We start from the raw sequence: 25,232 nt of genomic DNA on the forward strand, positions 1-25,232 counted from the left end.
TATTCCTGGCCTATATTACCAGCGGAAAATGCTTGATAACCAGCCGATAATCTTAACCGCAGTCTTTACAATTGCTCTGACTACAGTTACTACCACATGTGAAACTGTGGGTGTATCATGTCCCGGATTATGTGGCTGATCCGGTGTATTTGGTGTATCCGGCTGATCAGGCTGATCCGGTGTGTCGGGCTGATCAGGTTCATCAGGTGTGTCTGGTGTATCAGGCTGATCAGGTTCATCAGGTGTTCCGGGCTGGTCCGGATCATCCGGATTTTCCGGATCCTCAGGATCTTCAGGCTCTTCCGGATTCTCTGCATCAACTGAAACAACATCGATGTAGTCGTAGTTGAGCCATTCTCCATCAAAGGTTCCGCCGAGGATCAGTCTGTTGTAGCCTTCCTTAAGCTCTACTTCGATATCTGCATAGACCATGTGATCCCATCCCTGACCGTTATTGGGCAGTACAAAGGATACGCTCTGTTCTCCCTCAAGCTGATATACAGCTGTAAGATCAACACCTGCACCGTTTCCGGCAACAGTGATCTTGTATGTTCCATCCTTTGGTGCAAAGATACTGTAATCTGTGTAGTTGAGCTTCTTGGCAATGATGTCATCGCCAACTGCGAATGAACCGACAGTTGCGCCCATTCCGCCAACACCGTTTTCATTTGCGCGACCTGAATAGAAACCCTGATGCTCAGCAGGTGGATTGTTTGCTGACCTTACAGCGTGATCCTCTGCCTCGTATCTCTCTGCGCCAGTCTCATCAATTATTGTGATCGGTGAAACGGCAACATCGAAGAATACGGGTGTTTCGCCCAAAGCTGCTTCGTTATCTAAAGTGATGGTATTTGTTCCCTCAGTAAGCTCTGTCTTTCCAAGTACAGTTCTGAATGCCGGCTCTTCTGCGTCAGTCATGTATCCGACATAGAAGCGGTACTCTCCTGCATATTTTGCATCCACAGTTACTGTTACATTGCTCTCGTCAAAAGAGACTGCGTCGCCCTTAACTCTCCTGAATCCACTTGTAGCTTCAGGGAATCCGTCAGGCTCTTCAATGGCATCAAGGCTGATGATGTCGATGCAGTCAATGTTTGCCCAGTTGTCCTGATTGAGGATCGTTCCTGAAAGCTTGAACTCATTAAAGCCCTGCTGAAGGTGAAGAATAAGCTCTGACTTGTTCATTGAGTTCCAAGGTGCGCCTGCGTTATCAAGTGTTAAAGCTGTGTTCTCACCACCGTTAAGCTTGTAAACAGCAGTCATTCCATCGGCGCCGTTTCCGTTCCAGTGCCATGTAACACGGTAATCACCCTCTTTTTCCGCAAAGATCTCGAAGTCAACATATTTCATGTTTGACCAGTCTTCAGCGATCTCTTCGAAGGTCACGTGTGTATTAAGATTTCCTACAGCGTAGCCGGCTGAGAAGAATGACTGTCCCTCAAGTCCTGCATTGGTGTAGAAGAATTCACCCTCAAGACGAAGTGTTCCGTCCTCTTTAACTGTTACAAAGTGTCTTGTTGTTGCGATGTAGTCGATGTTCATCCAGCCGCTTCCAAGTGCACCTGAGATCTTAAGGGTATTTTCACCCTTCTCAAGATCAACATAAGCTACAACATCGTGCATCTTGTCCCATGTTCCGCCGGAAAGTCTTGGAACCTGTACAAGCTGTGCTTCATTATCACCGACCTTAACAAGGATTTCCTTGTCATCATCACCGTTGTAATGCATAACGATGGGGTACTTGCCCTTATCTGCTGCCTTAACAGTGAAGGTGAGATAGTTGATGTTAGACCAGTCGTCTGCAACGTTATCAGCAGTAACATCTGTGTTCATGTTGCCTGCTGCCTTGCCACCTGAGTAAAAGCTCTGGTCTTCGAGCTTACCGCCGGTAATTGCGCAAACAGCCTCATCTTCAACTTCAAGCTTCTGCCAGCCACTGATAAAGTCGCTTACAGGCTCTGCTGTCACAGGCTCAGTTGTGTTCTCATAAGTCTGTGCATTGCACCACTTGCTCACAATTTCAATAAGCTCGTTGTTAGGGCTTCCCAGGCTTGTTGCTGAATTCTCCCAAAGCTCTTTTATCTCGTCAAAAGAAGCTGTGGAGATATCAAGTCCGTTGTCCATGTACTCGGGGTGATGGTAAAGTCCCCAGTTGCCATAGCCGGTTATTGTCTTGTAGGTCCATGATGTCCAGTTGATACCAAGCTCTGTAAGAAGTGCAAGGCCATCATCCCAGGCACCGTAATTGTTAAAGTAGTTGAACTCACCCATGTAGCTGGGTACGTTATAATCGGCATTTCCGATGGCGTTTGTCTTGTTCTCCATGTTGGAAATCTGGCCGCCGCCTGCGTTGTCGTAATCATCGTAGAGATAGTTGTGATACTCATACATTACGTTTTCCCAGCCATAAGCTTCGGGATCCGGAAGATCCTCAGGATTCCAGGTAGCTTCCATGATGATCACGTGATCAGCATCTTCCTGTCTGATAACGTTATATGCTCTGTCATAAACATCCCAAAGGATTGTGTGAAGCTCATCTGCAGACTTTGATGAATTGTAACGGTATGTGCAGTAGGGCTCATTAAGAAGATCATAGCCTGCTACTGTTGCATTTCCTTCGTATCTGTCTGCTATTGTTCTCCAAAGACTTAAATACAGCTCCTGATTTGCAGCTGCATTCTCACCAAAGAAGAACTCTGAAGCTGATTCCTTGTGATCCTTGCCATCAAGTCCGGAGTGGTCACTACCATTCTGTGATCCGGGTGCTCCGTGCATATCAAGGACTACGTAAAGTCCGTACTTTGAGCACATATCAACAAACCAGTCAAGTCTCTCAAAGGCTGTAGCATAGGGATCGGATGCCCCTTCATCATATCCGTAGTAGTTGCCGTTTTCATCAACGAGGTTTCTCCACCAGAAAGGAAGTCTGATGGTGTTCATTCCCATTGCGCGGCAGTTGGCAAAGTCTTCTTCCTGCCAATAAGCTGTTTCCCAGGCAGCTATCAGCTCTTTTGCACCGTCTTCTCCAAACCTCTCGGTAAGGTTACCTATGATGGTTGTCTGATCGTATACATCTGCAGATTCTCCGGATGGTGTCATCCAGAATTCCTGCAAGAGATATCCACCGGCATTGGTACCGCGCAGGTTGATGATATCTCCCTGTCCGTAATTGGTCCTCAGGTTCTTGCCGTCTGCCTTGATGAATGCAGATCCGCCGGTTTCTTCCAAAGCTTCTCCCTCCTCTGCCATGACGGTCATACCGGGTGCTCCCATAGCAAGTACTGCCGAGAGCGCAAAAGCAAAACCGCGTTCAAGAATTCTACTTACTTTTCCTCTCATACTTTATACCTCCCAATATTTTGTGCATTTGGCCTCTATGCGGGATTTATGTTAACACCGAAGGTGCCGGGCAGAATAGAGTCTTACTTGAGAATTAATAGGTCAATATTGCTTTTTTATTTTGTTTGTTTTAAAATGTCATCACTATGGAAAACAGAGAAAACGCCGTATTTAGGCATGAAAGAGACAGAATAACAGACGGACTGGATATTTTCTTTTGGGTATTTAATGACTCCAGCTCCTATGTGCCGACTCACTGGCATTCGGCGATGGAGGTCATGTATATCTTGGAGGGAGAGGTGGATGTTACCGTTGGCGGACAGACAACAGTCCTGCTTCCCGGGGATGTTTATCTTGTGGACTGTGCAGTTCCGCACTCGACCAAGTCACTTGACGGAAACAAAGCTGTGCTGATACAGATTCCTTACCCAATCCTTGAGAGGTACATTCCGGACATAGCGTCAAGACGATTTGGCTTTGACTGCCACACCAATAACCCGATCATCATGACCAAGATCATGCAGCTCATCGAGATCATCAAGCAGATGCAGGTGGTTTTTGAGATAAAGCCCGATGGAGAAATATTAAGATTCAATTCCCTGGTGTTTGAGTTTCTGTTCCAGATCTATCACAATTTTTCACAGGAAATGGAGACGGCAGAAGCCCAGAAAGAGAATAAGACCTTCGGAAGAATACAGACCATACTTGATTATCTGGATGGCAACTACGCTTCTCCCATCAGTCTTGATGAGATTGCCAATGTCGCCTGTCTTCAAAAAGAGTATTTTTGTCATTTCTTCAAAAAGAATATGGGAATTACCTATACGAAGTATTTAAACGACCTTCGCCTGTCCAAGATCAGAGATGATCTGGTGGAGACTGACCTTCCGGTTAAACTTATTTTGGAAAAACACGGATTTACCAACTACAAGCTCTTTAGAAAAATGTTTAACGAGACCTTTGGCTGTACACCTCTGGCTTATAGAAAAAAGCTCATGGAACTTTAAGATTCCATGAGCTTTAATAAATCTTTGGTATTCTGGGCTGCATCGCCCCTGTATACTGTCGATCCCGCCACAATGACGTTGGCTCCTGCAGCGATGACGCTTCTTACGTTTTCTTTGGTGATACCACCATCAACCTGAATATCTGTATCAAGGCCTCTTTCTGTAAGCATTGCCCTTACAGCTTTTATCCTGTCATAGCTTGCCTCGATGAAGGGCTGGCCTCCAAATCCCGGCTCAACAGTCATAACGAGGATCATATCCACCTTGTCCAGGTACGGAACAAGCTCTTCCACCGGTGTGCCGGGTTTAATTGAGAGACCGGCTCTTTTACCAAGGGAATGTATCTCATCGATCACGGCACAAACATCAGGCGCTGCCTCGAGATGAAAAGTGATTATATCTGCACCGATCTCTGCAAACTCCTTTATATATCTTATGGGATCCACTATCATCAGATGCACGTCGAAAACCTTGTCCGTCGCACTTCTGATGCTCTTTATCAGTGGCATTCCAAAGGAAATGGATGGCACAAAACTGCCATCCATAACGTCAATGTGAATATACTGAGCCCCAGCATTGTCAACATCGACAATCTGCTGGCCCAGGTTTTTAAAATCTGCTGCTAAAATTGAAGGACTTAAAATGTTCATCAACCAAGAAATTCCTTTACCTGTGCATAAACACCGTCGCCATCAAGACCGTACTTCTTAACAAGGTCTGCTGCAGATCCGGACTCGCCGAACTTATCCTGCATACCGATCTTCTTAACAACAGTAGGGCACTCCTCAGAAAGTACATCACAAACTGCGCTTCCGAGTCCGCCGATAACAGAATGCTCCTCAACAGTAACTACCTTGCCGGTCTTCCCCGCTGTAGCTACAACAAGCTCTCTGTCGATAGGCTTGATGGTGCAGATGTTAACTACCTCTGCACTGATTCCGTCAGCTGCAAGCTTCTCAGCAGCTTCAAGTGCAGATCCAACTCCGATACCAGTAGCAATTATACTTACATCTGTGCCTTCGCGCAATACTGTTCCCTTGCCAAGTTCAAATTTGTAATCAGGTCTGTCGTTGACAACAGGGCATGCAGCACGTCCGAATCTGATATATACAGGGCCTTCGTGCTCAGCTGCTGCTCTTACACAGGCTCTTGCCTCGATATCATCTGCAGGGCACATAACAACCATTCCGGGGATTGTTCTCATAAGAGCAAGATCCTCGTTACACTGATGGCTGGCTCCGTCCTCACCTACTGTGATTCCGGCATGTGTTCCACCGATCTTAACATTGAGATGAGGATATCCGATTGAGTTACGAACCTGCTCAAAAGCACGTCCTGTAGCGAACATTGCAAATGTACTTACAAAAGGAATCTTGCCTGTTGTTGCAAGTCCTGCCGCGATTCCCATCATGTTGCACTCTGCAATACCACAGTCGATGTGACGATCAGGGAACTCCTTCTTGAACCATCCGGTTCTTGTTGCTGCTGCAAGGTCTGCGTCAAGTACTACTACCTTGTCATTGACCTTTGCAAGCTCTATAAGTTCTTTTCCATAGCTGTCTCTTGTAGCTATCTTCTTAACTTCACTCATGCCTTAACCTCCTTCTCAACCTTCGAGCTCTTTGCCGATCTTCTCGAGATCTGCCATAGCAATAGCATACTCTTCATCATTAGGTGCTACGCCGTGCCATGATACCTGTCCTTCCATGAAGGAAACGCCCTTGCCCTTAAGGCTGTGTGCGATGATTGCTGTAGGCTGGCCCTTAGTCTCTCTGGCCTCTTTGAAGGCTGCTCTGATAGCATCAAAGTCATGTGCATCAATATTGATAACATGGAAGTTGAATGCTTCAAATTTCTTATCAATAGGATATGGTGAACATACCTGATCAATAGGTCCGTCAATCTGAAGTCCGTTGTTATCAACAATGACTACCAGGTTGTCGAGCTTGCGGAATCCTGCAAACATAGCTGCTTCCCAAACCTGTCCCTCTTCAATCTCACCATCACCTAAAAGGGTGTAGGTTCTGTAGGACTTGTTGTCGAGCTTAGCTGAAAGAGCCATACCACAAGCAACTGAGATTCCCTGTCCGAGAGATCCGCTGCTCATGTCAAGTCCCGGAAGATACTGCATACTTGGGTGTCCCTGAAGTCTTGATCCAAGCTTACGAAGAGTTGTGAGCTCCTCTACAGGGAAGTATCCGCGCTGAGCCATTACTGAATAAAGGCCTGGTGCTGTGTGTCCCTTTGAAAGAACGAAACGATCACGATCGGGGTTCTTAGGATCCTTGGGATCAACGTTCATCTCCTCAAAATACAGATATGTGAAGATATCTGCTGCTGACAGAGATCCACCGGGATGTCCAGCCTTAGCTGCGTGAACCGCTGTAACAATGCCCTTGCGGACTTCGTTTGCAATTTTCTGCAATTCTTTGTTCTCCATAATTCCTCCTAAAACTTTTTAATTGATAATAAGGTAGTTATGCTCTCGCCGGGTGATCACTTCGCCTGACCATAATAAGCATTTGCTCCGTGCTTGCGATAGTAATGCTTGTCCTGAAGCTCCTGTGGTGCAGGCTTAACCTCAGGATTTATCAGCTCGCAGCGGAAAGCCATCTTGGCAACTTCCTCTGTAACCACTGCATTGTGGACTGCCTCGTGAGCGTCCTTACCCCAGGTGAACACGCCGTGATTCTTGCAAAGAACCGCAGGAACTGCCACAGGGTCTTTTCCCATGCGCTCAAACTCGTTTACGATAAGATGACCTGTATTCTCTTCGTAGGCGCTCTCGATCTCATCCTTGTTAAGGCATCTTACGCAGGGAATCTCTCCGTAGAAATAATCTGCGTGAGTTGTTCCGTAGCAGGGAATGCTGCGTCCGGCCTGAGCCCAGCTGGTGGCATAGGACGAATGAGTATGAACAACTCCGCCCACTTCCTTAAATGCCTTGTAGATCTCCAGATGTGTGGGAGTGTCCGATGAAGGATTGAGCTTGCCCTCCACCTTGTTGCCTTCAAGATCCATGACAACCATATCATCCGGAGTCATTGTATCATATTCTACGCCACTTGGCTTTATAACAAAAAGACCGCTTTCCCTGTCGATAGCGCTTACATTGCCCCAGGTAAAGGTAACAAGGCCGTATTTTGGCAGTAAAATATTCGCTTCATATACTTTTTTCTTAAGTTCTTCTAACATGATCTCACTCCATTTTTCATTATATTACGGAGCATCATTACAATGCTCCGTAAATATTGCTTTATTATTATCAAAAATTACTTGAGAGAATCTACTGCAGCTCTCTCAACTGCAAGTCCTGCATTGTAGTCCTTCATGAACTCATCAAAGCCTTCTACATCCTCTTTTACAGGATCACAGGTCTCAACCTTACCGCTCTTAAATACCTTGTTAGCAAGGTACTGCTCTAAGGTCTCACCCTCCTCTTTCTGGCACATAAAGCCTGCAAGGATCGCCTGTCCCCAAGGGCCGCCCTCTCCTGCTGTCTCCATGAGCTTGATGGATGTGTTAAGAGCTGCTGCCATTACTCTGTCACCAACTCCTCTAATCTTGAAGAATCCACCCTGTCCAAAGAAGAAGTCTGCCTTGACGTTCTCTTCCTTCATGAGGATGTCATTACCAACCTTGAGTGCTCCAAGAGCTGTGTAAAGGTGTGTTCTCATAAAGTTTGAAAGGTTGAACTTATCATCAGGTCTTCTTACAAACAGAGGTCTTCCTTCGTTGAAGCCTGTAATGCTCTCGCCTGAGAAGTAATTGTATGCAAGGAGTCCGCCGCAATCAGCATCACCTTCCATAGCCTTGCGATAAAGTGTTCCGTAAAGTGTATCGTCATCAACATCCTTGCCGATAGCGCCTGCAAACTCTCTAAAGAGTCCTACCCACGCGTTGAGGTCAGATGTACAGTTGTTGCAGTGTACCATGGCAACTTCTTCGCCGCTTGGTGTTGTAACAAGGTCCAGCTCAGGATATGCCTTTGAAAGGCTGTGCTCAAGAACAACCATTGAGAATACCGATGTGCCGGCTGAGATATTACCTGTTCTTACGCCAACGGAATTGGTTGCAACCATACCTGTTCCTGCATCTCCCTCAGGAGGACATACTGCTATGCCAGCCTGAAGTGTTCCTGTAGGATCAAGCTTTTTAGCACCTTCCTCAGTGAGCTTGCCTGCTGATACGCCTGCAGGAAGTGACTTAGGAATAATGTCTCTGATCTTCCAGCCCAGGTTCTTAGGAGCGATGAGCTCGTCGAACTGATCCAGCATCTTCTCATTGTAGCTGCAGGTAGCTGAATCGATAGGGAACATTCCTGATGCATCGCCGACACCCAGAACCTTCTCCCCTGTAAGCTGCCAATGAACGTAGCCTGCCAGAGTTGTGAAGAAGTCGATCTTGGAGATGTGCTCCTCACCGTTTAAGATTGCCTGATAGAGGTGAGCAATGCTCCATCTCTGTGGAATATGATATCCGAAAAGATCTGTGAGCTTCTCTGAAGCTTCTTCTGTTATTGTGTTTCTCCAGGTCCTGAAAGGCACAAGGAGATTTCCGTCCTTATCAAATGCCATGTAACCGTGCATCATTGCTGAGAATCCCATAGCTCCTACTGTAGTGAGTTTCTCACCGTACTGCTTCTCAACATCTGCTGCCAGGTTCTTGTAGCAGTCCTGAACTCCGCCCCATACATCATCCAGGGTGTATGTCCAGATTCCATTGTCCAGTCTGTTCTCCCAGCTGTGTGACCCTGAAGCGATAGGATTGTACTCCTCATCAGTGAGCACAGCCTTTATCCTGGTTGATCCAAACTCGATACCAAGATATGTCTTCCCCTCTGCTATAGCCTTTTTTGCATCTCCCATAAATTGCCTCCATTCTGCCGGCGCTGCCCGGCTTTCTCCTTTATTTTCCCTTTACTATGTTTATTCTCTGCTCTCTGAAACCGATGCCCTGAGAATTACATCCTCTTCAAATTCGTAGGTAGCATTAAAATACAGCTTACCTTCGTGGATCATTCTGATCATGTTGGTTGCAGCCTTTTCGCCGAGCTTCTCCTTGGGGTGAGGGATCGATGAAATGGTAACTCCTCCAACGCCAAGCCTTGACATGTCCGAATCATCCATCCCGATGACCGACATATCTTCCGGTACTTTAATGCCTATGTCAGAAAGCATCTCAATCAGCATGCCTGCCACCTGGTCGTTATAGCAAAAGACTGCAGTGCAATCCTTAAGTCTGTCCTTCATTCCGGCCAAAGACTCTTTTCCATTCCTGATGTCTATGGTATCTATCCAGTTGACGTGCTCATAGGCAAAAGGAAGTCCGGCTTCCATTACAGCCTTTAAATATCCTCTGTAGCGCTCTCTTCCCTGGCCATCGTCAAGCTTAAGAATGCATCCGATATTCCTATGTCCCGCCTCAATAAGAGCTGTGACTGCTCTGTAGGCACACTCCGCATCGTTTAGTGAAACATGGGGGATATCAAGCTCCGGATAAAAGGTATTTATGAAAAGGATCTTCACATTCTTTTCCCGTAGCTGTGTGTACAACTCCATGTTTGGATTTGGAAGAGCACTCTTAACGGGCTCCATGATTATCCCCGCAACGTCATTTCTCTGGAGAAGATCCTCTAAGATCTGTCTCTCTCTTGTGACGGTGTTATTGGTGAAGGAAAGCTGCATGGAATAGCCTTTTTCGCTGAGGTTACTCTCAATTCCCCTGATGGTGCTCGGGAAAATGTAGTCATCAACATAGGTTGTGACTACTGCAACAACATTCCTCTCTCCCTCTTCTGCACGAAGATCAACCACATAGGTTCCGCTTCCCCTGCGGCTCTCCAATATCCCATCCTCCACCATCTGCGCAATGGCATGTCTGATGGTCTGGCGGCTTAAGTTAAACTCCTCGCTCAGCTCGTTCTCAGACGGGATCTTAGCTCCCGGGGTAAGCTCTCCGTTATCTATTTTCTTTGTTATCCATTCAATTACGTTTACGTATTTAGCCACGATTTTTCCCACATAAAAAAGACATTAACAACCTGCACAACCATGTTCCCATAGCCTGTACTAATCGTCAATGTCAAAAATAAACATTTTTATCAAGTTGTATATGTACAAATTTTCAAAATGAGCCCTAGGGACGGAGTCAAGGGCTCAAAATAAGCAAAAAATAAACTGCCTTCGATTTACATCGAAGACAGTCTTGAATAAAAGAATAAATATTGCTGCATTATCCCGTTGTACGGGGCATATTTATCAAACATAAATCCATTTGGGTAATGATTCTCCAAAACCCTGTTGATCCATACATCCTTTGGAAAAGCATCCAGTCTGTGGTAGCCGAAGAGTATCTCGCAGTTGGCAACCTTAACTCCGACTCCGAACAACTTTAGAAGCTCTTCCATAAGCGCCTCATCATCAAGAGACTCAAAAGCCTTCAGGTCTACAGCTCCGCTTGCCACGTCCATGGCAGCCTTTTGAACGTACTTGTCTCTATACCCGAGGCTGCAGGCTGAGAGCTGATCTAAAGACAGCTCGGCCAGCTTCTGAGGTGTTGGAAATGAGTAGATTGGTTTTCCTTCCGCATCCTCTTTAATAACATCTCCCGCCATAGCGCAGAGTTTCTCAATTGAAGCCTTGATAGCCGGTATGTTCTTACGCTGAGAGATGATAAAAGAGATTAACATCTCCCAAGGGTCCTGCCTTAAAATCCTGATTCCCTTTCCAAACTCAGCAGCCGCAAAAAGATATGGGTCTTCCTCTTTATCAATCCTATTTCTCAGGCTCCGATAGTCCAGATCCAGATCGAAGTACCCTCTCCAGAAGCTGTCAAACTCATCCTTACTGCAATCAAGCTCATACTCGCTATTGCCCAGGCCCTTTATGAAAAGATTCTTATCAAGAGCTGTGGCGCTGTAGCCATCACCCACAGCATTGAATCTGAAGCACTGTCCGCTGTCTGCTATTTTTGAAAGATCAAAATCATCCTTAATGGTAATCTTCATAATTACTCCGCTTTATCCATATCGTCCAGGTATCCTCTGTCCCAGAGCATGATGTTCAGCTTCCTGGCAAGTTCCACTGCCGGCTGCGTAAAGTACTGGTTGGTCATGACAACACCGACCATTCTGTCGTAGTAATCACGGCCTGCATAGACCTCCTGGACCGCCTTGACACCTATTGGCTTGTCATAGCACTTGCACTGAACAGCGTAGGTAATGCCGTCTTTCTCAGCCAGAATGTCTGCTCCAAAGTCTCCGCTTCCCTTGGTGACTTCCACTTCCAGAAAGCAGTTGGCCTTCAAAAGGTCTGCGCAGTAGTACTCAAAATCATGCCCTTCCATCTCGTCCATAGGAAGTTCATGGGGCAGTCTTTTTATTACTGCCCTCACCACAAGCACAACCAGAAGCACCACGATAATTGCAAGGATCAGATATAGGATCACTACAGGTAACTGTGTCATTAGAGTTTAAGATCTCCTTCTTTTACCCATCCAAGCTTCATAACGCCCTTGTGGATTACCAGTGAAAGAACTGCAGGAAGCACAAAGGAAATGAGAACAAGCCCCAACCAGTCAAAGCCTGTGATGGCAGCCTTAGTTCCATTTGCTATGTCATTAACCCAGCCGGTGTAAACACCAATCTGTCCTACAAGTCCGCAGGTTCCCATACCCGATGATACAGGAGCTCCGTTCATCTGAAGCCTGAAGATGCATGTTGCTATCGGTCCTGTGATGGCCGATGCCAGTGTAGGTGCGATCCATACTCGTGGGTTCTTGATGATATTGCCCATCTGAAGCATTGAGGTTCCGATACCCTGTGAAACAAGGCCTCCCCATTTATTCTCCTTAAAGGAAATAACCGCAAAGCCCACCATCTGAGCACAACATCCTGCTACAGCTGCTCCGCCTGCAAGACCGGTAAGCCCAAGAGCCGCACAGATAGCTGCCGAAGAAATTGGAAGTGTAAGCGCCATACCAACAACCACTGAAACTATGATTCCCATGAGGAACGGTTGCTGCTCTGTTGCCCACATGATAATATTTCCAACCCACATTGCTGCTCTTCCAAGAGGTGGCGCAATAAGCCATGAGAGGAACACACCCACTGCTATTGTAACAAGTGGAGTGACCAATATATCGACCTTAGTCTCTTTTGACACTGCTTTTCCGAATTCAGCGGCGATGATTGCCACAAAAAGGACTGCCAGAGGACCGCCGGCTCCGCCCAGTGCGTTCGCAGCAAATCCAACTGTGATCATTGAGAAAAGAACCAGTGGCGGGCACTGAAGCGCGTAACCTATAGCTACTGCCATCGCCGGACCACTCATTGCTGTTGCAAGACCACCAACCGTGTACTCAACGCCTGCAACTGTAGCAACTGTCTTCATTAGAAAAGGTATGTGAAACTGTGTACCGATGGTATTGATGATAGTACCAATAAGAAGGGAACAAAAAAGTCCCTGTGCCATTGCTCCCAAAGCGTCAATACCATAGCGCCTTAAGGAAATCTCGATGTTTTTCCTCTTCAAAAACTCTTTCATAACTCATTCTCCTCCAGTCGACGCCGCACCTTGTTGTGGGTCGCCGCATTTATTTGGAAAATGGTATCATATCCTCTGCCATTTCTCAAGCATCACTACCGATAACATCCACCAGACTGCTGATCGCTTTGCCTATATGCTTATCTTTATGAACGAATATCTGTGAATAAATGGGAAAAGAGCTGCCTCTCCAGTCCAGTCTTTTGAGTCTCCCATTCTCCACTTCTCTTGTTGCAGTCATATCCGGAATAAATGCGACTCCCAAACCATTGGATGCAAATTGCTTGAGTATTTCCTTGCTGCTGGTTTCTATCAGGGATTTGCCTTCTATCCCGCATTTCGCCAGATCCTCAAAGAGCATATGCCTGAAACTGCAATTATGCCCAGTCAGAAGCAGCGGATAATCTGCCAGGTCTTTCTCTTTTATCTTCTTCCCCACAAGCGGATGATCCGGCGAAGTATAAAAGCCCAGCGTCTCTTCTTTCTTATACAGCATGGTAAGCCTGTCATCCTCCATGTAAGGATTTAATGTATAAACCAGGTCCAGTTCCCCTTTTTGCAGCATGTCGGGAAATGTATCGTGCGTAATGAACACCAACCTGATATCTATTCCCGGAACCTCTTTTCTATACTTCATAAGCGCCTCCGGAACACGGCTATAACACAGCGATTCGGAAACGCCTATCTTCAGCACTCCGGTCGGCTCTTCCTCATCAGATATTTCAAGATGGATCTCTCGCTCCAGCTGAAGCATCTTTTCCGCATATGCTATGAGCTTCTCTCCCTGCGGCGTAAGAACAATCGTCTTACCCAGTCTGTCGAACAATTGGCAGCCAAGTTCTTCCTCCAGCTGCTTGATCTGCGTTGTCACCGTGGATTGTGCATAACCAAGGCTATCAGCTGCTGCCAAGAAACTGTTTTGCTCTGCAATTTTCAAAAACGTGCTTAACTGAGTTATTGTCATGATCACTATACCTCTTGAGTTCAATTATTTTGAACATTTATATTATTTGTTTCAATTTTACAGATATATGTTTCAGCGTTATTATACATTCAAAATAGAGCGAACACAAGGAGGTATCACAAATGAACAAATTATGTATGATCATCAAGGATACGGTAGAGCCAAATTTCCTTAACATCCGCACCGCAATAAGGGCTTATGACAGGGATGCTCTCTGCGTAGGCGCGCCATGCTGGAGATGGGCTTACCACGCACTTCATTCCGCGGACAAATGGTTTATCAACCCCTTCGATTATGAAGAGCCTTCCTTCCACGTAGAAGGACTGGACAATCCGGATGTTCAATGCGATGTTGTCCTTTCAGACGAAGAGCTTCTTGCCTATCTTGATTCTATTGAAAAGAAAACGCTGGAGTACCTGGACACTCTCACAGACGAGATGCTTTACGAAAAGCCAAAGGATTGTAAATATACCCGAATGGAACTGGTTCTCAGGCAGTACAGACACATCTCATTCCACACCGGAATGCTAAACGGACAGACAGCCCTGGCAACCGGACAGTTTCCCATGTGGGTTTCAGAAACCGGGCAGTTTCTGGATGACGGAATACTCTTTGGAAGATACAGGAAGTACAGAGTATAAATGGAAAAAGACCTCTCGTCCGCCTATAGACGAGAGGCCTTCTCTATCACTTGTTCATAATTCGAATCTATGACTTCAATATGTTCACCTGTCTTTGCAAATCCTTCTATAAATCTTTTGTTATCTGCTTTTATCCAATCGGACGTGCAATATGACTCGTCCAATCTGGATTCTATGTCGGAAGCATGACCCTTGATCTTATCGAAATTCGCATCAATGTAGCTGTCTGTCAGCGCAAGACAAATAAATCTGATATCCTGCAGATAATCTTCGCTGAAATCCCTGCGCCAGTCAAAGGGAATATAGCAGCCTTCAACGATCAGATTCTGCCTGTTCTCAATAGCAGTCTTTATCATTTCCCGTACTATCGGCCAAATATAGGACGTCATCTCCTCATCATCTTCCGGAGTAAGTTGAGTATTTCCGCTTCTTATAAGGCCCATCTTCAAATGATCGATAGACAGGTACGGATATTTATATTTTTCAAGCATCCTCTGAGCAAGTAGTGTCTTTCCTGTATGGGATGCTCCCGTTATGAGTATTACCACGTAACGTTTCTCCTTACTTGTGAATTACTGTATTTATCCTGCATGGCTTAAAACCAACGCTGAGCGCAGTTTTCTGCGAACCTGCATTTGTTTCAGCATGTGCCCACACGGGTCTCCTGCCTTGCTGTATGATTTCTTCACACATCCTGTACGCAAGGTATGATGCCAGTCCATGGTGCCTATGTGCTTCAGCAGTCTCAACTCCGATATCCACTTCTTCAGGACTGACAGCGCTGGAAAATGCCACTGCAGCAAAGCTGCCATCCGCCTTATTTCTGGCGATGCATCCGAATCCATTTCTAAGAAATGTATCGCTGTCTTTCCAGGAAAAAGAGGGTGTGATTCTTCCACGGATGTCACCTATATTGTCTGCTGTAATACTCTCAACAATATAATTATCATCAAGTATCGGTCGGTGCTCAGGAATCCCGCCATATGTATATTCAATTCTCTCATCAATTCGAAGGTCGTTATTACCTGAATAGTAATTCGAAGCATGCTCAGAGTCTGTTATCAATACAAATCTTCGTTCCGTATCAGGTACAAAAAACTTTTGATATACTTCTTCAAGAACATCCTCACTCACATTCCCCGAGATATATGCAAAGCCGCAATAATGCCAGAACAATGTGCATCCTTTATCATCTATGTATATATCTCCATCCTGAGTCCCGGTCACAATTGACATTGGATAAACACGGTTCGCAATACACTCATTAGCAAATTCAAGGTATCCTTTATATTCATTTCTGCCTATTTTTCTCAAAATCATGTATGTTTCCCTTAAATCACAATCTCATAATACAGATAATTCTTTTCAATCCTTCATACTCTTTAATCCTGTAAGATGTTATACATTGTCCCTCGCGGAAAATCCGTGAACTTCCTAAATTCGAGCATGCGTATCTAAATATCCTTTCTAAAAGCTATGATTCGATTAGCTTCCTCAACTTTCGCTCTCTTGATCATATTTCTCGTATTTTCCCTGTTGTATTTTCCTTATCAACTATTTCCAACAGGCATGTATTTCAATTACCACCTGTTGGAATTTGAATATACGTATTTTCAACAGGCTGTTACCCTGCCTTCTTCCTGTTGGTTTTGACAAAAACTACATCTCCAACAGGGAGATTCAGCAAAAATCATCTGTTGGAATTGATAAAAACAGCGTTCTCAACAGGGAGGTACAGCTAAAATCATCTGTTGGAATTGATAAAAACAACATTCTCAACAGGAAAGCCCCACTACGGGCACCTGTTGAAACCAATAAAAGTTGCCAAACCAACCGGGGCTCGCCAGAACAGCAGCGTTCTCTAAGCTCAAACTTCCTTATCAGTCGTTTTCATTAAGAGAACGACTGTTTCGATTTGCGAACCATTGTCCAAACTTATCTTCATATCCTTTGAAATGATAGGAAGCTTGAATTCTATGGACTTAAGCCATTGGCCATTCTCTTGTTCTTCTTCGTAAATCTCAACCTTTTCTATGAATTGTGTCAGGAACTCTCTGCGTTCCGCTTCATTCATCGGCTCATACATTTTATCGAAAAAGATTAGCGCTTTGTAGATATTGTCTCCGCAAACCTTTTCAGCAAGTATCGATCTTTTCTTAGCTTTAGCCTCTACTAAGGCATTTTCTATCTCTTCGATTTTATCATAAGTCTTACTGAGGCGGTCCTCTAAATCTGCTTTTCTTCTCTTGTAATGCTTATCTTCATAATCCAAGTTGTCCAAATCTGAAAGAATGGCATCCTTATTCAAGTAACTTTGGCGTAGCGTCTTTTCCTGAGCAGATATTTCCTGATCAAGCGCTGAGGTATCAACTTCCATATTGATTTTCTCACGCATCATTCCGGCAAACTTCTTATTGCTCACAAGCTTCCTTAGCACCTCAATTACTGCTCCATCCAGTTTTGTCTCCGAAACTTGCTTCCTATAATCGCATTTGTGACCTCTGGTCATGTTGCGATGCTTGCAACCATAGTAGAAATAATCACTGTACTTCGTGCCATCTTTTCTATCAATACTCTTCTGAATATCTTCAATTGCCTTATCCGTTTTCTTCTGATGATCAATTGCTCCTGCCATTTGCACAGATAACTCTGAAACCTTAGCAGTAACCATGCTCATTTCGGACTGAGTTACAAACTGCTGATTCTGACGGATATAATGACGCATTTCCTTAAAAGCTCGCATAATAAAAATGCTTTGTTGCTCAGCTAACTCACCTCTAAGAACTGTCGCTAACATATAAATTCCTTGCTCTGTAAAAACATAAGGCATTTTTCTTCTACCACCATCCTGCCCTTCAAAAAATGAATCATTCCGTGAAGTCGCATTTTGCGACTTCACCAAATCAACTTCCTCTCTTGTCAATTGAAACATAAAATCTTCCGGAAATCTGTTTATATTTCGTTTTGGCTGCCGCTAAAATATCTGTATGCTGTGCCCTGAGCACTTCGGAAAGAGGATCAAGTTCCTTATATGGTGACTCATAATCTGCGTTTTCCAAATTTGAAACCATCACTTCAATTGGTCTTAATAACTGCCTTGTGAGTAAATGTGATATTAATACACATACAGAAATGATTATAAGAATAATCAGGATAATAATCGGCGCCACCGACATAAATACAGACCAAAGGCTTTGTGCATTTGTGGCTACTCTAAGAACTGTGCCATTATCCAAAAGAACTGCATAATAAAAGGTATTCTTGTTCATGGTGTCAGACTTTCTAACTGCCTCACCCACCCCATCAGCAAATGCTTTTTGTATCTCTGGTCTGTCATTATGATTTTGCAAAAGCTCTGCCGATGTATCATTGTCATAAAGAACTGTTCCGTCCTTTGCAACCCAGGTTACACGCAGTTCATCGATATCAGTGGACAAGTCAATCTCATCTATATCAATATTCACTGACTCAAAATAATGTGTATCCCTCAAAAGCTTAGCGCTGACTGACAGATCCGACCGCACCTGTTTCTGAAACAGATTATAGTATATAATTGTTATCCCTATAACAGTAGCAATAACCGCGATTATGGCAATTCCAACAAGTCTTGTATTTATCTTATTTTTCATTCCATTACATATCCTACATTTCTGATTGTTTTTATTCTGCTGCCGTAATCCCCAAGCTTTTGCCTAAGTGTTTTTACATGCATATCTACAGTTCTTGACTCACCTTCGTAATCAGTTCCCCAAATGAATGTAAAAAAGCCTGCAGGCATCAGAACTAAAATTCTAACACCCACAGGCATAATACTATCCACTATTCTTTTTATTAGAATGAGCACAACACTCTTTATATCATCTGAAAATGTTTCAAAGCATCCTCTATCGCCTTAACTTTTTCCTCCGGGCATCCAGGTTGTCTACTATCCTCAGATTTGGGCTTATTATAGTTTTCACGCTCTATAATTCCATGCTTTTGCTTCACCTGAGCAATGTTCAGATTTGTTACATGAAATCCATAGTGCTCCTGCACCCATTCTTCAATCTCTTTATATGTTGCTTTAGCTTCCGCACTTGTAAGATCAAGCTCGTCCATATCTACCTTTACGTTGATATGGTGCTTTGCCTCATGAAGTTTGGACAATAAACATACCGTCTCTACATGTACGCTCCAACTGAACATATCGCAGGGGCGCACCTTCTTTATCTCATAGCCTCCGTCGCACAGTATTCGAAGGTCTCTGGCGAGAGTTGCGGAGTCGCAGCTTACATAGACGATACGATCGGGCTGCATCTTGAGCATGGTCTCAAGGCAGGCGCTGTCGCACCCTTTACGGGGTGGATCTACTACGATTACGTCAGGATGAAGCGCAGCATCTGACACAGAATCTCCCTCTGCGCCAAGCCTCCTCTTCTCATAAAACTCAGGCAGAACCTCCTCAGCCTTACCACAGTAGAAGTCCGCATTTTCAAGTCCATTCCTGTCAGCATTTCTCTTGGCATCTTCCACGGCGTCCGGAATAACCTCAACTCCGTAGACATGGCCTGCTGCCTTTGCCATGGATAAAGAGATGGTTCCGATTCCGCAGTAAAGGTCCCAGACAGTCTCTTTTCCCGTAAGGCGCGCATACTCAATGGCCTGTCCATAGAGCTTCTGGGTCTGAACAGGGTTAACCTGATAGAACGACAAAGGCGAAATCTCAAATTCAAGCCCGCACAAAGTATCGGAGATGGTATCTGCTCCCCAGATCGTACGGATCTTAAGTCCCATAATCACATTAGTCTTCTCAGTATTTATGGAGACAGAGATGCTGGTCATTCCGTCAATTTCAGACAGCCTATCCGTAAGCTCCTTCTGTCCCGGAATGTACTCTGCGCCTTTTCCGTAGAAATTGATCACAAGGCACACCATGATCTGACCACTGGTAAAGCCTTTCCTTATCAGCACATGCCTTAAAAGCCCCTTGCCACTTACTTCGTCGTAGGCAGAGACCTTATATTTTTCCATGTGGGACAGTATAATATCGAGGATCTCCTGATTCTCCTTTACCCCGATAAGACAATCCCTAACAGGTATGATGCTGTGGGTTCTTCCTGCATAGTATCCGGCAATGGGTTTTCCATCCTTGCCCGTGCCAATCGGGTACTGGGCTTTGTTCCTGTATCTCCAGGGCTCGTCCATTCCGATGATGGGCTCCATGATACTGTCAACAAAATCCTCATCGAAGCCGCCTAGACGCACAATGTTATTCCTTACCTTGTTCTGCTTGAACTCAAGCTGCCTCTCATAAGTCATGTTCTGGATCTGGCAACCACCGCACTGACGGGCGATTGGGCACTTAGCCTCCTGCCTGAATTCCGAAGCCTCCAGCACTTTCTCAAGATGCGCATAAGCATAATTCTTTTTGGCCTTCATGACTTTGGCACTGACTTTATCGCCAATTACCGCATCTTTAATAAAGAGGGTATAGCCATCAATTTTGCCTATGCCCTCTCCGTCGTTTCCGATATCGACGATGTCCACGGTCAGAACATCGTCCTTCTTATAAAGAAAATTTTCTTTTCCCATTTATAACCTCTCACATGGAAGTTCTGCTCACTCGCTACGCCAATGCAATCTATGTAGCTCGCCCTGTCTCTCAAGCCCTGCAAAATCATTCTGCCTTAAGGCTTCGTAGAGCACGATCGCAACAGAATTGGACAGGTTCAGTGATCTTATATCCTCGCCCATCGGTATCCTGATGCAGGTCTCTTCGTTGTCCACCAGGATCTCCTCCGGGATTCCAGCGCTCTCTTTTCCGAACATGATGTAGTCGTCCATGGCAAAAGACACTTCGGCGTAGGTGCGCTTTGCCTTGGTGGTAGCGTACCATATCTTAGCCCCGGGGTGCTTTGCCATAAAATCCTGATAGTCCATGTATCTTGTGACATCGAGCTTTTCCCAGTAATCCATCCCGGCTCTCTTTAGCTCTTTTTCTCCGAGGCGAAAGCCCAGGGGCTCTATAAGATGAAGGCTTGTACCTGTTGCAACGCAGGTTCTTCCGATATTGCCGGTATTCTGCGGAATCTCCGGCTGGTGCAGTACTATGTGCATTTATTACTCCTCGTCATCAGCATCCATCGCTGCAGATTTAGGGAGCGAGAAGATGAACTCAGTTCCAACGCCCTGAGTACTGATAACATTGATATTTTCGTCGTGGGCCTTTATGATCTCTTTTACAATTGCAAGGCCAAGGCCGGTGCCTTTCTTGTCCTTACCTCTTGAGGCGTCGGACTTATAGAATCTGTCAAATACGAGCTTTAAGTCTTCCTTGGGAATTCCGATGCCACTGTCCTTGACAGATACGAAGACCTTGCTGTGCTTCTCGGTGGTCTCGATCTTAACCGAAGAGTCGTGGTGGCTGAACTTGATGGCGTTGTCCACAAGGTTGTAAAGCACCTGCTGGATCTTGTCAACGTCAGCATTTACCAGCATTTTGTCATCTGTCAGCACAAGCTCGATGGCGATGTTCTTGTCCATGCAGGTTCCGCCAAAAGACTCTGCGACCTTCCTGATGACACTATTGATGTCAAAGTCGACCTTCTTAAGCAGCATTCCCTTGGTGCTCATGTTGTTGAGTGTAAGGAGCTCATTGGTGAGCTTGGTAAGTCTGTCGGTCTCGTTTATTACTATCCCAAGGTACTTCTCGTGCATCTCGGGAGGAATGGTTCCATCCTGCATCGCCACAAGATAACCTCTTATGGATGTAAGAGGAGATCTGAAATCGTGGGAAACGTTGGCAACCAGTTTCTTCTGATCATCCTCGGAGCGGGCGATCTCACCTGCCATGTAAGACAAAGAAGCAGCAAGGTAGCCCATCTCATCCTCAGACTCCACCGAAAACTCATAGCCCATATTTCCGGCAGCATACTGCTCGGTAGCCCTGGTTATCTTGCGAAGCGGCACATATACCAGCTCCGTGAAGAAGATAAGGATTATCAAAGACAGCAGGAAAAGAACTATCAGCATCAGGTAAGAGATGTTGAGGAAAGTGTTGGCTTTTTTCTCCAGCGTAGCTATCGGTGTATGGATAACAACGTAGGCCTGAACCTTATAATTGCCGGTTATCGGCGCAAATACACTCAGCATTTCCTGGTTAAAAGAGCTCCAGAAGTTCCCGGTAGTATAGTAGCTAGAGCCTGTGATCGTCGGATCAAATCCGGTTATCACAATCTCTTTTCCCGGCTCAAGCATCCTTGAGGAGTCAAGAACCAGTCGGCCCGAAGGATTGACGATCCATATTGGGGAGTTATCCATGTACTTGGACAGCGAGGAAAGTTCTCCGTGTACTGTCTCAAGGGACGTCTCCGAATTGTAAAGATCTGCTGCATAGGTGTTGGCTATCTGTGTGGCAACCTGGTACATGTTATCCGCCTTGTCTCGCCTTAAGCGGTCAAGTGTCATACTGTACACAAAGGTCGCAACCACAATAAAACCAAATATGCCGAACAAAAGATATGCCAGCAGAAATTTGATGTAAAGGGTCCGTTTCATTTACTGTTGTACCTCAAATTTATAACCGATTCCCCAGATGGTAGCCAGTCTCCACTTGTCGTGGTCGTTTAGCTTCTCACGAAGTCTCTTGATATGAACATCTACTGTTCTGGTATCTCCGATGTACTCATAGCCCCAGATCTGGTCAAGGAGCTGCTCTCTGGTAAATACATGGTTTGGAGACGCAGCAAGGAAGTACAAAAGCTCCAGCTCCTTGGGTGGCATGTCAACTTTCTCGCCCATGTAGGTTACCGAGTAGTTGGTCATATTGATCTCAAGGTCAGGATATCTTACAACCTTGTCATCCGACTCCTGAACCTCCTGAACCTGAGGTTTGTATCTTCTAAGGACAGCTTTGACTCTTGCCACAAGCTCTTTTGAATCAAAGGGCTTCTCCATGTAGTCATCAGCCCCCATCTCAAGGCCAAGGACCTTATCAAATACTTCTCCCTTGGCAGAGAGCATGATCACCGGCACCTGGCTCTTGGTCCTTAGCTCTCTGCAGACCTGATATCCGTCGATGCCTGGAAGCATCAGATCAAGAAGCACCAGGTTTGGCTTAAAGGTGTCAAAGGTGTTGATGGCTGTCTCGCCGTCGTTACAGATCTTGGTCTCAAAGCACTCTTTTACCAGATAAAGAGAGATGAGCTCTGCAATGTTGTTGTCATCATCTACGATTAAAATTTTCTGTTTGCTAACCATTTATACTATTCCCCTCTTACTTTATAAAAGTAACAATTGTAACCCCTGCATCTCCCTCGCCGAACTCGCCCAGCTTAAAGGATTTGACATAGGGTACCCCCTTAAGATATTGATGCACAGCCTGCCTTAAGGCTCCTGTGCCTTTGCCGTGAACGACTCTCACGTTATTAAGATGCGACATGTAAGCATCGTCCAGGTATTTATCCAAAGCAGCGACTGCGTCATCGCTGTTTTTTCCTATAAGATTGATCTCCGTCCTGATGGTCGAAGCCTTGGAGAGGTCCATCTTGCCGCCTCCCGAAGTGTTCCTGCCGTAGAACTTCTTCATGGCAGCCTTGGGATCCTCATCTCCAATGAGCACCAGGTCTCTGATGTTGGCCTTGGTCTTCATGATTCCGCACTGGATAAAGAGATTTCCATCCTTGTCGGGCTTGGATGAGATGGTTCCTTTAAGTCCCATGGACACGATCTTTACGCTCTCGCCAAGCTTGAGCTGAGATTCCTTGAGAATCTGGTGATCTGCCGGCAGCTCTTTCTTCTTAGTGATCGCCTTGTTCTTGTCGGATATCTTCTCGTTGAGCTTCGTCCTTGTCCTCTCAAGGTCCTGCATGGAAGCATTCGGACCGGCTTTTCTGTATACCTTGATGGTCTCGTCGGCGACGTCTTTGGCTTCCTGAAGGATCTGCCTTGCCTGTTCGTGGGCTTCACGCAGAATATCTTCCTTCTGTCTGTCCAGCTTGTCTGTCTTCTGCTCGAGCTGCTTTCTGAGTTCCTCGGCCTCTTTCTTGTACTGCTCTATCTCAAGGCGCTCGTTCTCGATGGTCTTACGGCTCATCTCAAGATCTGCGATAAGATCCTCAAAGCGCTTGTCCTCTGTACTTATCTGCTCGCTGGCTGCCTCGATGATCCTGTCGGGGAGCCCAAGCTTTGAAGAAATGGCAAAGGCATTACTCTTTCCGGGAAGTCCTATCAGCAACCTGTATGTGGGCTTTAGGGACTCAACATCAAACTCGCAGCTTGCATTCTGAACACCCTTTGTGTTGAGGGCATAGACCTTGAGCTCTGAGTAGTGAGTCGTTGCCAGGGTCCTGATCTTCCTCTTGTGAAGGTCATTCAGGATTGAGATGGCAAGAGCCGCACCCTCTGTAGGATCAGTACCCGCACCCAGCTCATCGAAAAGGCACAGGCTGTTCTCATTGGCATTCTCCAAGATAGCAACCGTGTTTGTCATGTGTGATGAGAAGGTTGAAAGAGACTGCTCAATACTCTGCTCATCACCGATGTCCGCGTAAACCTCTTCAAACACCGACAGTTCCGACCTGTCCGCTGCAGGTATCGCAAGCCCCGCCTGTCCCATCAGGGTCAAAAGACCTACCGTCTTTAATGTAACTGTTTTACCGCCGGTATTTGGTCCCGTTATTATCAGCATGTCAAAATCACGGCCGGCATATACGTCGATGGGAACCACCTTGTCTTTTGCAATAAGAGGATGTCTTCCCTTCTTGATATCAAAAATGTGCTGCTCGTTAAATACAGGTGTAATGGCATTTATCTCCAGGGCATAGGAGGCCTTGGCAAAGATAAAGTCAAGATCAGTCATGATCTCGCAGTTGTACCTGATGGCATCAACATGTTCAGCCACTGAAAGGCTGAGCTCCATGAGGATCTTCTCAATCTCTGCGCTCTCCTGAAGTGCCATCTCGCGGATCTTGTTGTTGAGCTCAACAACTGCTGCCGGCTCAATAAAGAGTGTTGACCCCGAGGACGACTGGTCATGAACAAGACCGTTTACCTGGGATTTGTACTCAGCTTTTACCGGTATACAGTATCTATCTCCTCTGACTGTAACCACCGCATCCTGAAGGTAGGTGCGCAGTGAACCATTTATCATTCTGTTCAGCTGCTCGTGAATGCGGTCATTGGCCAGCATCATTCCGCGCCTTATGTGCCTTAGTGCAGGACTTGCATCAGAGCTCATCTCATCTTCAGACACGATACATCTTCTGATCTCTGCTGACACAAAGGTAAGAGGCTCAAGCATCTGGAAGGACTCAGTAAGTGAGTCTCCCTCTTCATCATCTCTTGGCGGTCTTCCGTAGCTCTTTACCCTGTTTACGTTATCAAGGAATGAAGCAAGCCTAAGGAGCGATGCCATATCAAGGGATGATCCGATCTTCAGCGCTTTTAAGATCCCGCCAAACTCCTTGTTATCGCCAAAGTTTACGGATCCTTTTTTGAAGATCCTTGCGATGGCGTCATTAGTCTTTTGCAGGTTCTTTCTGATCTCTTTGATATCAGAAGACGGCTCAAGCTCAAGACAGAGCTTTCTGCCGGGGTCAGATGTTGCGTGTTCTGCCAGTTTTTCAATTATCTTGTCGTACTCAAGTACGTGTAATGCTTTTTTGTTCATTTCTAAAAACCTTGTTTTTCTGCTTGTTTACATAATTGTCCAAATTACAGTTTACCATTTTAAGCGCTCCGTGACTAGAGAGCCAAT

22 protein-coding genes and 1 pseudogene are annotated in these 25,232 nt (G+C 45.6%); 2 read left to right on the forward strand and 21 right to left on the reverse strand.

Annotated elements, in window-relative coordinates:
* Positions 1-15 precede the first annotated feature (15 nt).
* Entirely contained in the window at positions 16-3,339 is a 3,324-nt protein-coding gene (locus G633_RS0103505) for a cellulase family glycosylhydrolase (RefSeq protein WP_026519084.1), read from the reverse strand.
* A 146-nt stretch (positions 3,340-3,485) separates the two neighbouring features.
* Here G633_RS0103505 and G633_RS0103510 point away from each other — a divergent pair, with 146 nt between their 5' ends.
* Positions 3,486-4,346, forward strand: a complete 861-nt coding sequence (locus tag G633_RS0103510; protein ID WP_022767836.1) for an AraC family transcriptional regulator — start codon at positions 3,486-3,488, stop codon at positions 4,344-4,346.
* Here the strand turns inward: G633_RS0103510 and rpe are convergent.
* From rpe to G633_RS0103560, 10 genes are all read right to left on the reverse strand, one after another.
* The gene (gene rpe, locus G633_RS0103515; RefSeq protein ID WP_026519085.1) at positions 4,343-4,999 is read right to left on the reverse strand and encodes a ribulose-phosphate 3-epimerase; all 657 of its coding nucleotides are present in this window, start codon (positions 4,997-4,999) and stop codon (positions 4,343-4,345) included. The genes G633_RS0103510 and rpe overlap by 4 nt on opposite strands.
* Positions 4,996-5,937 carry a transketolase family protein gene (locus G633_RS0103520; protein ID WP_026519086.1) on the reverse strand — a complete coding sequence of 314 codons (942 nt, stop codon included), beginning with the start codon at positions 5,935-5,937 and terminating at the stop codon, positions 4,996-4,998. The genes rpe and G633_RS0103520 overlap by 4 nt, the downstream gene beginning before the upstream one ends.
* A 15-nt stretch (positions 5,938-5,952) precedes the next feature.
* The gene (locus tag G633_RS0103525; protein ID WP_026519087.1) at positions 5,953-6,786 is read right to left on the reverse strand and encodes a transketolase; all 834 of its coding nucleotides are present in this window, start codon (positions 6,784-6,786) and stop codon (positions 5,953-5,955) included.
* A gap of 56 nt (positions 6,787-6,842) precedes the next feature.
* Complete coding sequence (locus G633_RS0103530) at positions 6,843-7,541, reverse strand: L-ribulose-5-phosphate 4-epimerase (RefSeq protein ID WP_022767840.1); 699 nt, start codon at positions 7,539-7,541, stop codon at positions 6,843-6,845.
* Between the two features lie 77 nt (positions 7,542-7,618).
* The gene (locus G633_RS0103535) at positions 7,619-9,214 is read right to left on the reverse strand and encodes a xylulokinase (protein WP_026519088.1); all 1,596 of its coding nucleotides are present in this window, start codon (positions 9,212-9,214) and stop codon (positions 7,619-7,621) included.
* Between the two features lie 60 nt (positions 9,215-9,274).
* The gene (locus G633_RS0103540; protein ID WP_242838823.1) at positions 9,275-10,357 is read right to left on the reverse strand and encodes a GntR family transcriptional regulator; all 1,083 of its coding nucleotides are present in this window, start codon (positions 10,355-10,357) and stop codon (positions 9,275-9,277) included.
* A gap of 179 nt (positions 10,358-10,536) precedes the next feature.
* Positions 10,537-11,355 carry a DNA-3-methyladenine glycosylase family protein gene (locus tag G633_RS0103545; protein WP_026519090.1) on the reverse strand — a complete coding sequence of 273 codons (819 nt, stop codon included), beginning with the start codon at positions 11,353-11,355 and terminating at the stop codon, positions 10,537-10,539.
* A 2-nt stretch (positions 11,356-11,357) separates the two neighbouring features.
* Positions 11,358-11,813 (reverse strand): restriction endonuclease, encoded by a 456-nt coding sequence (locus tag G633_RS0103550; protein ID WP_026519091.1) that lies wholly within the window; start codon positions 11,811-11,813, stop codon positions 11,358-11,360.
* On the reverse strand, positions 11,813-12,892 hold the full coding sequence (locus G633_RS0103555; RefSeq protein WP_022767845.1) for a PTS transporter subunit IIC: 1,080 nt from the start codon (positions 12,890-12,892) through the stop codon (positions 11,813-11,815). Before G633_RS0103555 ends, G633_RS0103550 begins: the two co-directional genes overlap by 1 nt.
* 85 nt (positions 12,893-12,977) lie before the next feature.
* Positions 12,978-13,856, reverse strand: coding sequence for a LysR family transcriptional regulator (locus tag G633_RS0103560; protein ID WP_026519092.1), 879 nt, complete (start codon positions 13,854-13,856; stop codon positions 12,978-12,980).
* Positions 13,857-13,978: 122 nt separating this feature from the next.
* On the opposite strand from G633_RS0103560, the gene G633_RS0103565 reads away from it, so the two are divergent.
* Positions 13,979-14,497, forward strand: a complete 519-nt coding sequence (locus G633_RS0103565; protein WP_026519093.1) for a hypothetical protein — start codon at positions 13,979-13,981, stop codon at positions 14,495-14,497.
* 23 nt (positions 14,498-14,520) lie between these two features.
* Here the strand turns inward: G633_RS0103565 and G633_RS0103570 are convergent, their stop codons facing one another.
* The 10 genes and pseudogenes from G633_RS0103570 to G633_RS0103615 all read right to left on the reverse strand — a co-directional run bounded on the left by G633_RS0103570 (position 14,521) and on the right by G633_RS0103615 (position 25,145).
* Entirely contained in the window at positions 14,521-15,045 is a 525-nt protein-coding gene (locus tag G633_RS0103570; protein ID WP_026519094.1) for an AAA family ATPase, read from the reverse strand.
* A gap of 13 nt (positions 15,046-15,058) precedes the next feature.
* Positions 15,059-15,817, reverse strand: coding sequence for a GNAT family N-acetyltransferase (locus tag G633_RS0103575; RefSeq protein WP_026519095.1), 759 nt, complete (start codon positions 15,815-15,817; stop codon positions 15,059-15,061).
* 547 nt (positions 15,818-16,364) lie between these two features.
* On the reverse strand, positions 16,365-17,429 hold the full coding sequence (locus G633_RS20230; protein ID WP_081664672.1) for an ORF6N domain-containing protein: 1,065 nt from the start codon (positions 17,427-17,429) through the stop codon (positions 16,365-16,367).
* Positions 17,401-18,126: a hypothetical protein gene (locus tag G633_RS17225; protein ID WP_051199891.1), complete on the reverse strand. Its 726-nt coding sequence runs from the start codon at positions 18,124-18,126 to the stop codon at positions 17,401-17,403. Before G633_RS17225 ends, G633_RS20230 begins: the two co-directional genes overlap by 29 nt.
* Positions 18,123-18,251, reverse strand: a pseudogene (locus G633_RS0103590) (winged helix-turn-helix domain-containing protein); the annotation flags it as partial. The pseudogene G633_RS0103590 and the gene G633_RS17225, both read right to left, overlap by 4 nt.
* Before the next feature lie 98 nt (positions 18,252-18,349).
* Complete coding sequence (gene rlmD, locus G633_RS0103595; RefSeq protein WP_026519098.1) at positions 18,350-20,068, reverse strand: 23S rRNA (uracil(1939)-C(5))-methyltransferase RlmD; 1,719 nt, start codon at positions 20,066-20,068, stop codon at positions 18,350-18,352.
* A 27-nt stretch (positions 20,069-20,095) separates the two neighbouring features.
* Positions 20,096-20,593 (reverse strand): tRNA (cytidine(34)-2'-O)-methyltransferase, encoded by a 498-nt coding sequence (locus G633_RS0103600; protein WP_026519099.1) that lies wholly within the window; start codon positions 20,591-20,593, stop codon positions 20,096-20,098.
* Between the two features lie 3 nt (positions 20,594-20,596).
* On the reverse strand, positions 20,597-22,033 hold the full coding sequence (locus tag G633_RS0103605; RefSeq protein WP_026519100.1) for a HAMP domain-containing sensor histidine kinase: 1,437 nt from the start codon (positions 22,031-22,033) through the stop codon (positions 20,597-20,599).
* Entirely contained in the window at positions 22,034-22,735 is a 702-nt protein-coding gene (locus tag G633_RS0103610) for a response regulator transcription factor (RefSeq protein ID WP_022767853.1), read from the reverse strand.
* Between the two features lie 16 nt (positions 22,736-22,751).
* Positions 22,752-25,145 carry an endonuclease MutS2 gene (locus G633_RS0103615; RefSeq protein ID WP_026512386.1) on the reverse strand — a complete coding sequence of 798 codons (2,394 nt, stop codon included), beginning with the start codon at positions 25,143-25,145 and terminating at the stop codon, positions 22,752-22,754.
* Between the last annotated feature and the right edge of the window lie 87 nt (positions 25,146-25,232).

The sequence above is a fragment of the Butyrivibrio sp. FCS006 genome, assembly GCF_000424525.1.
Lineage (GTDB): Bacteria > Bacillota > Clostridia > Lachnospirales > Lachnospiraceae > Butyrivibrio.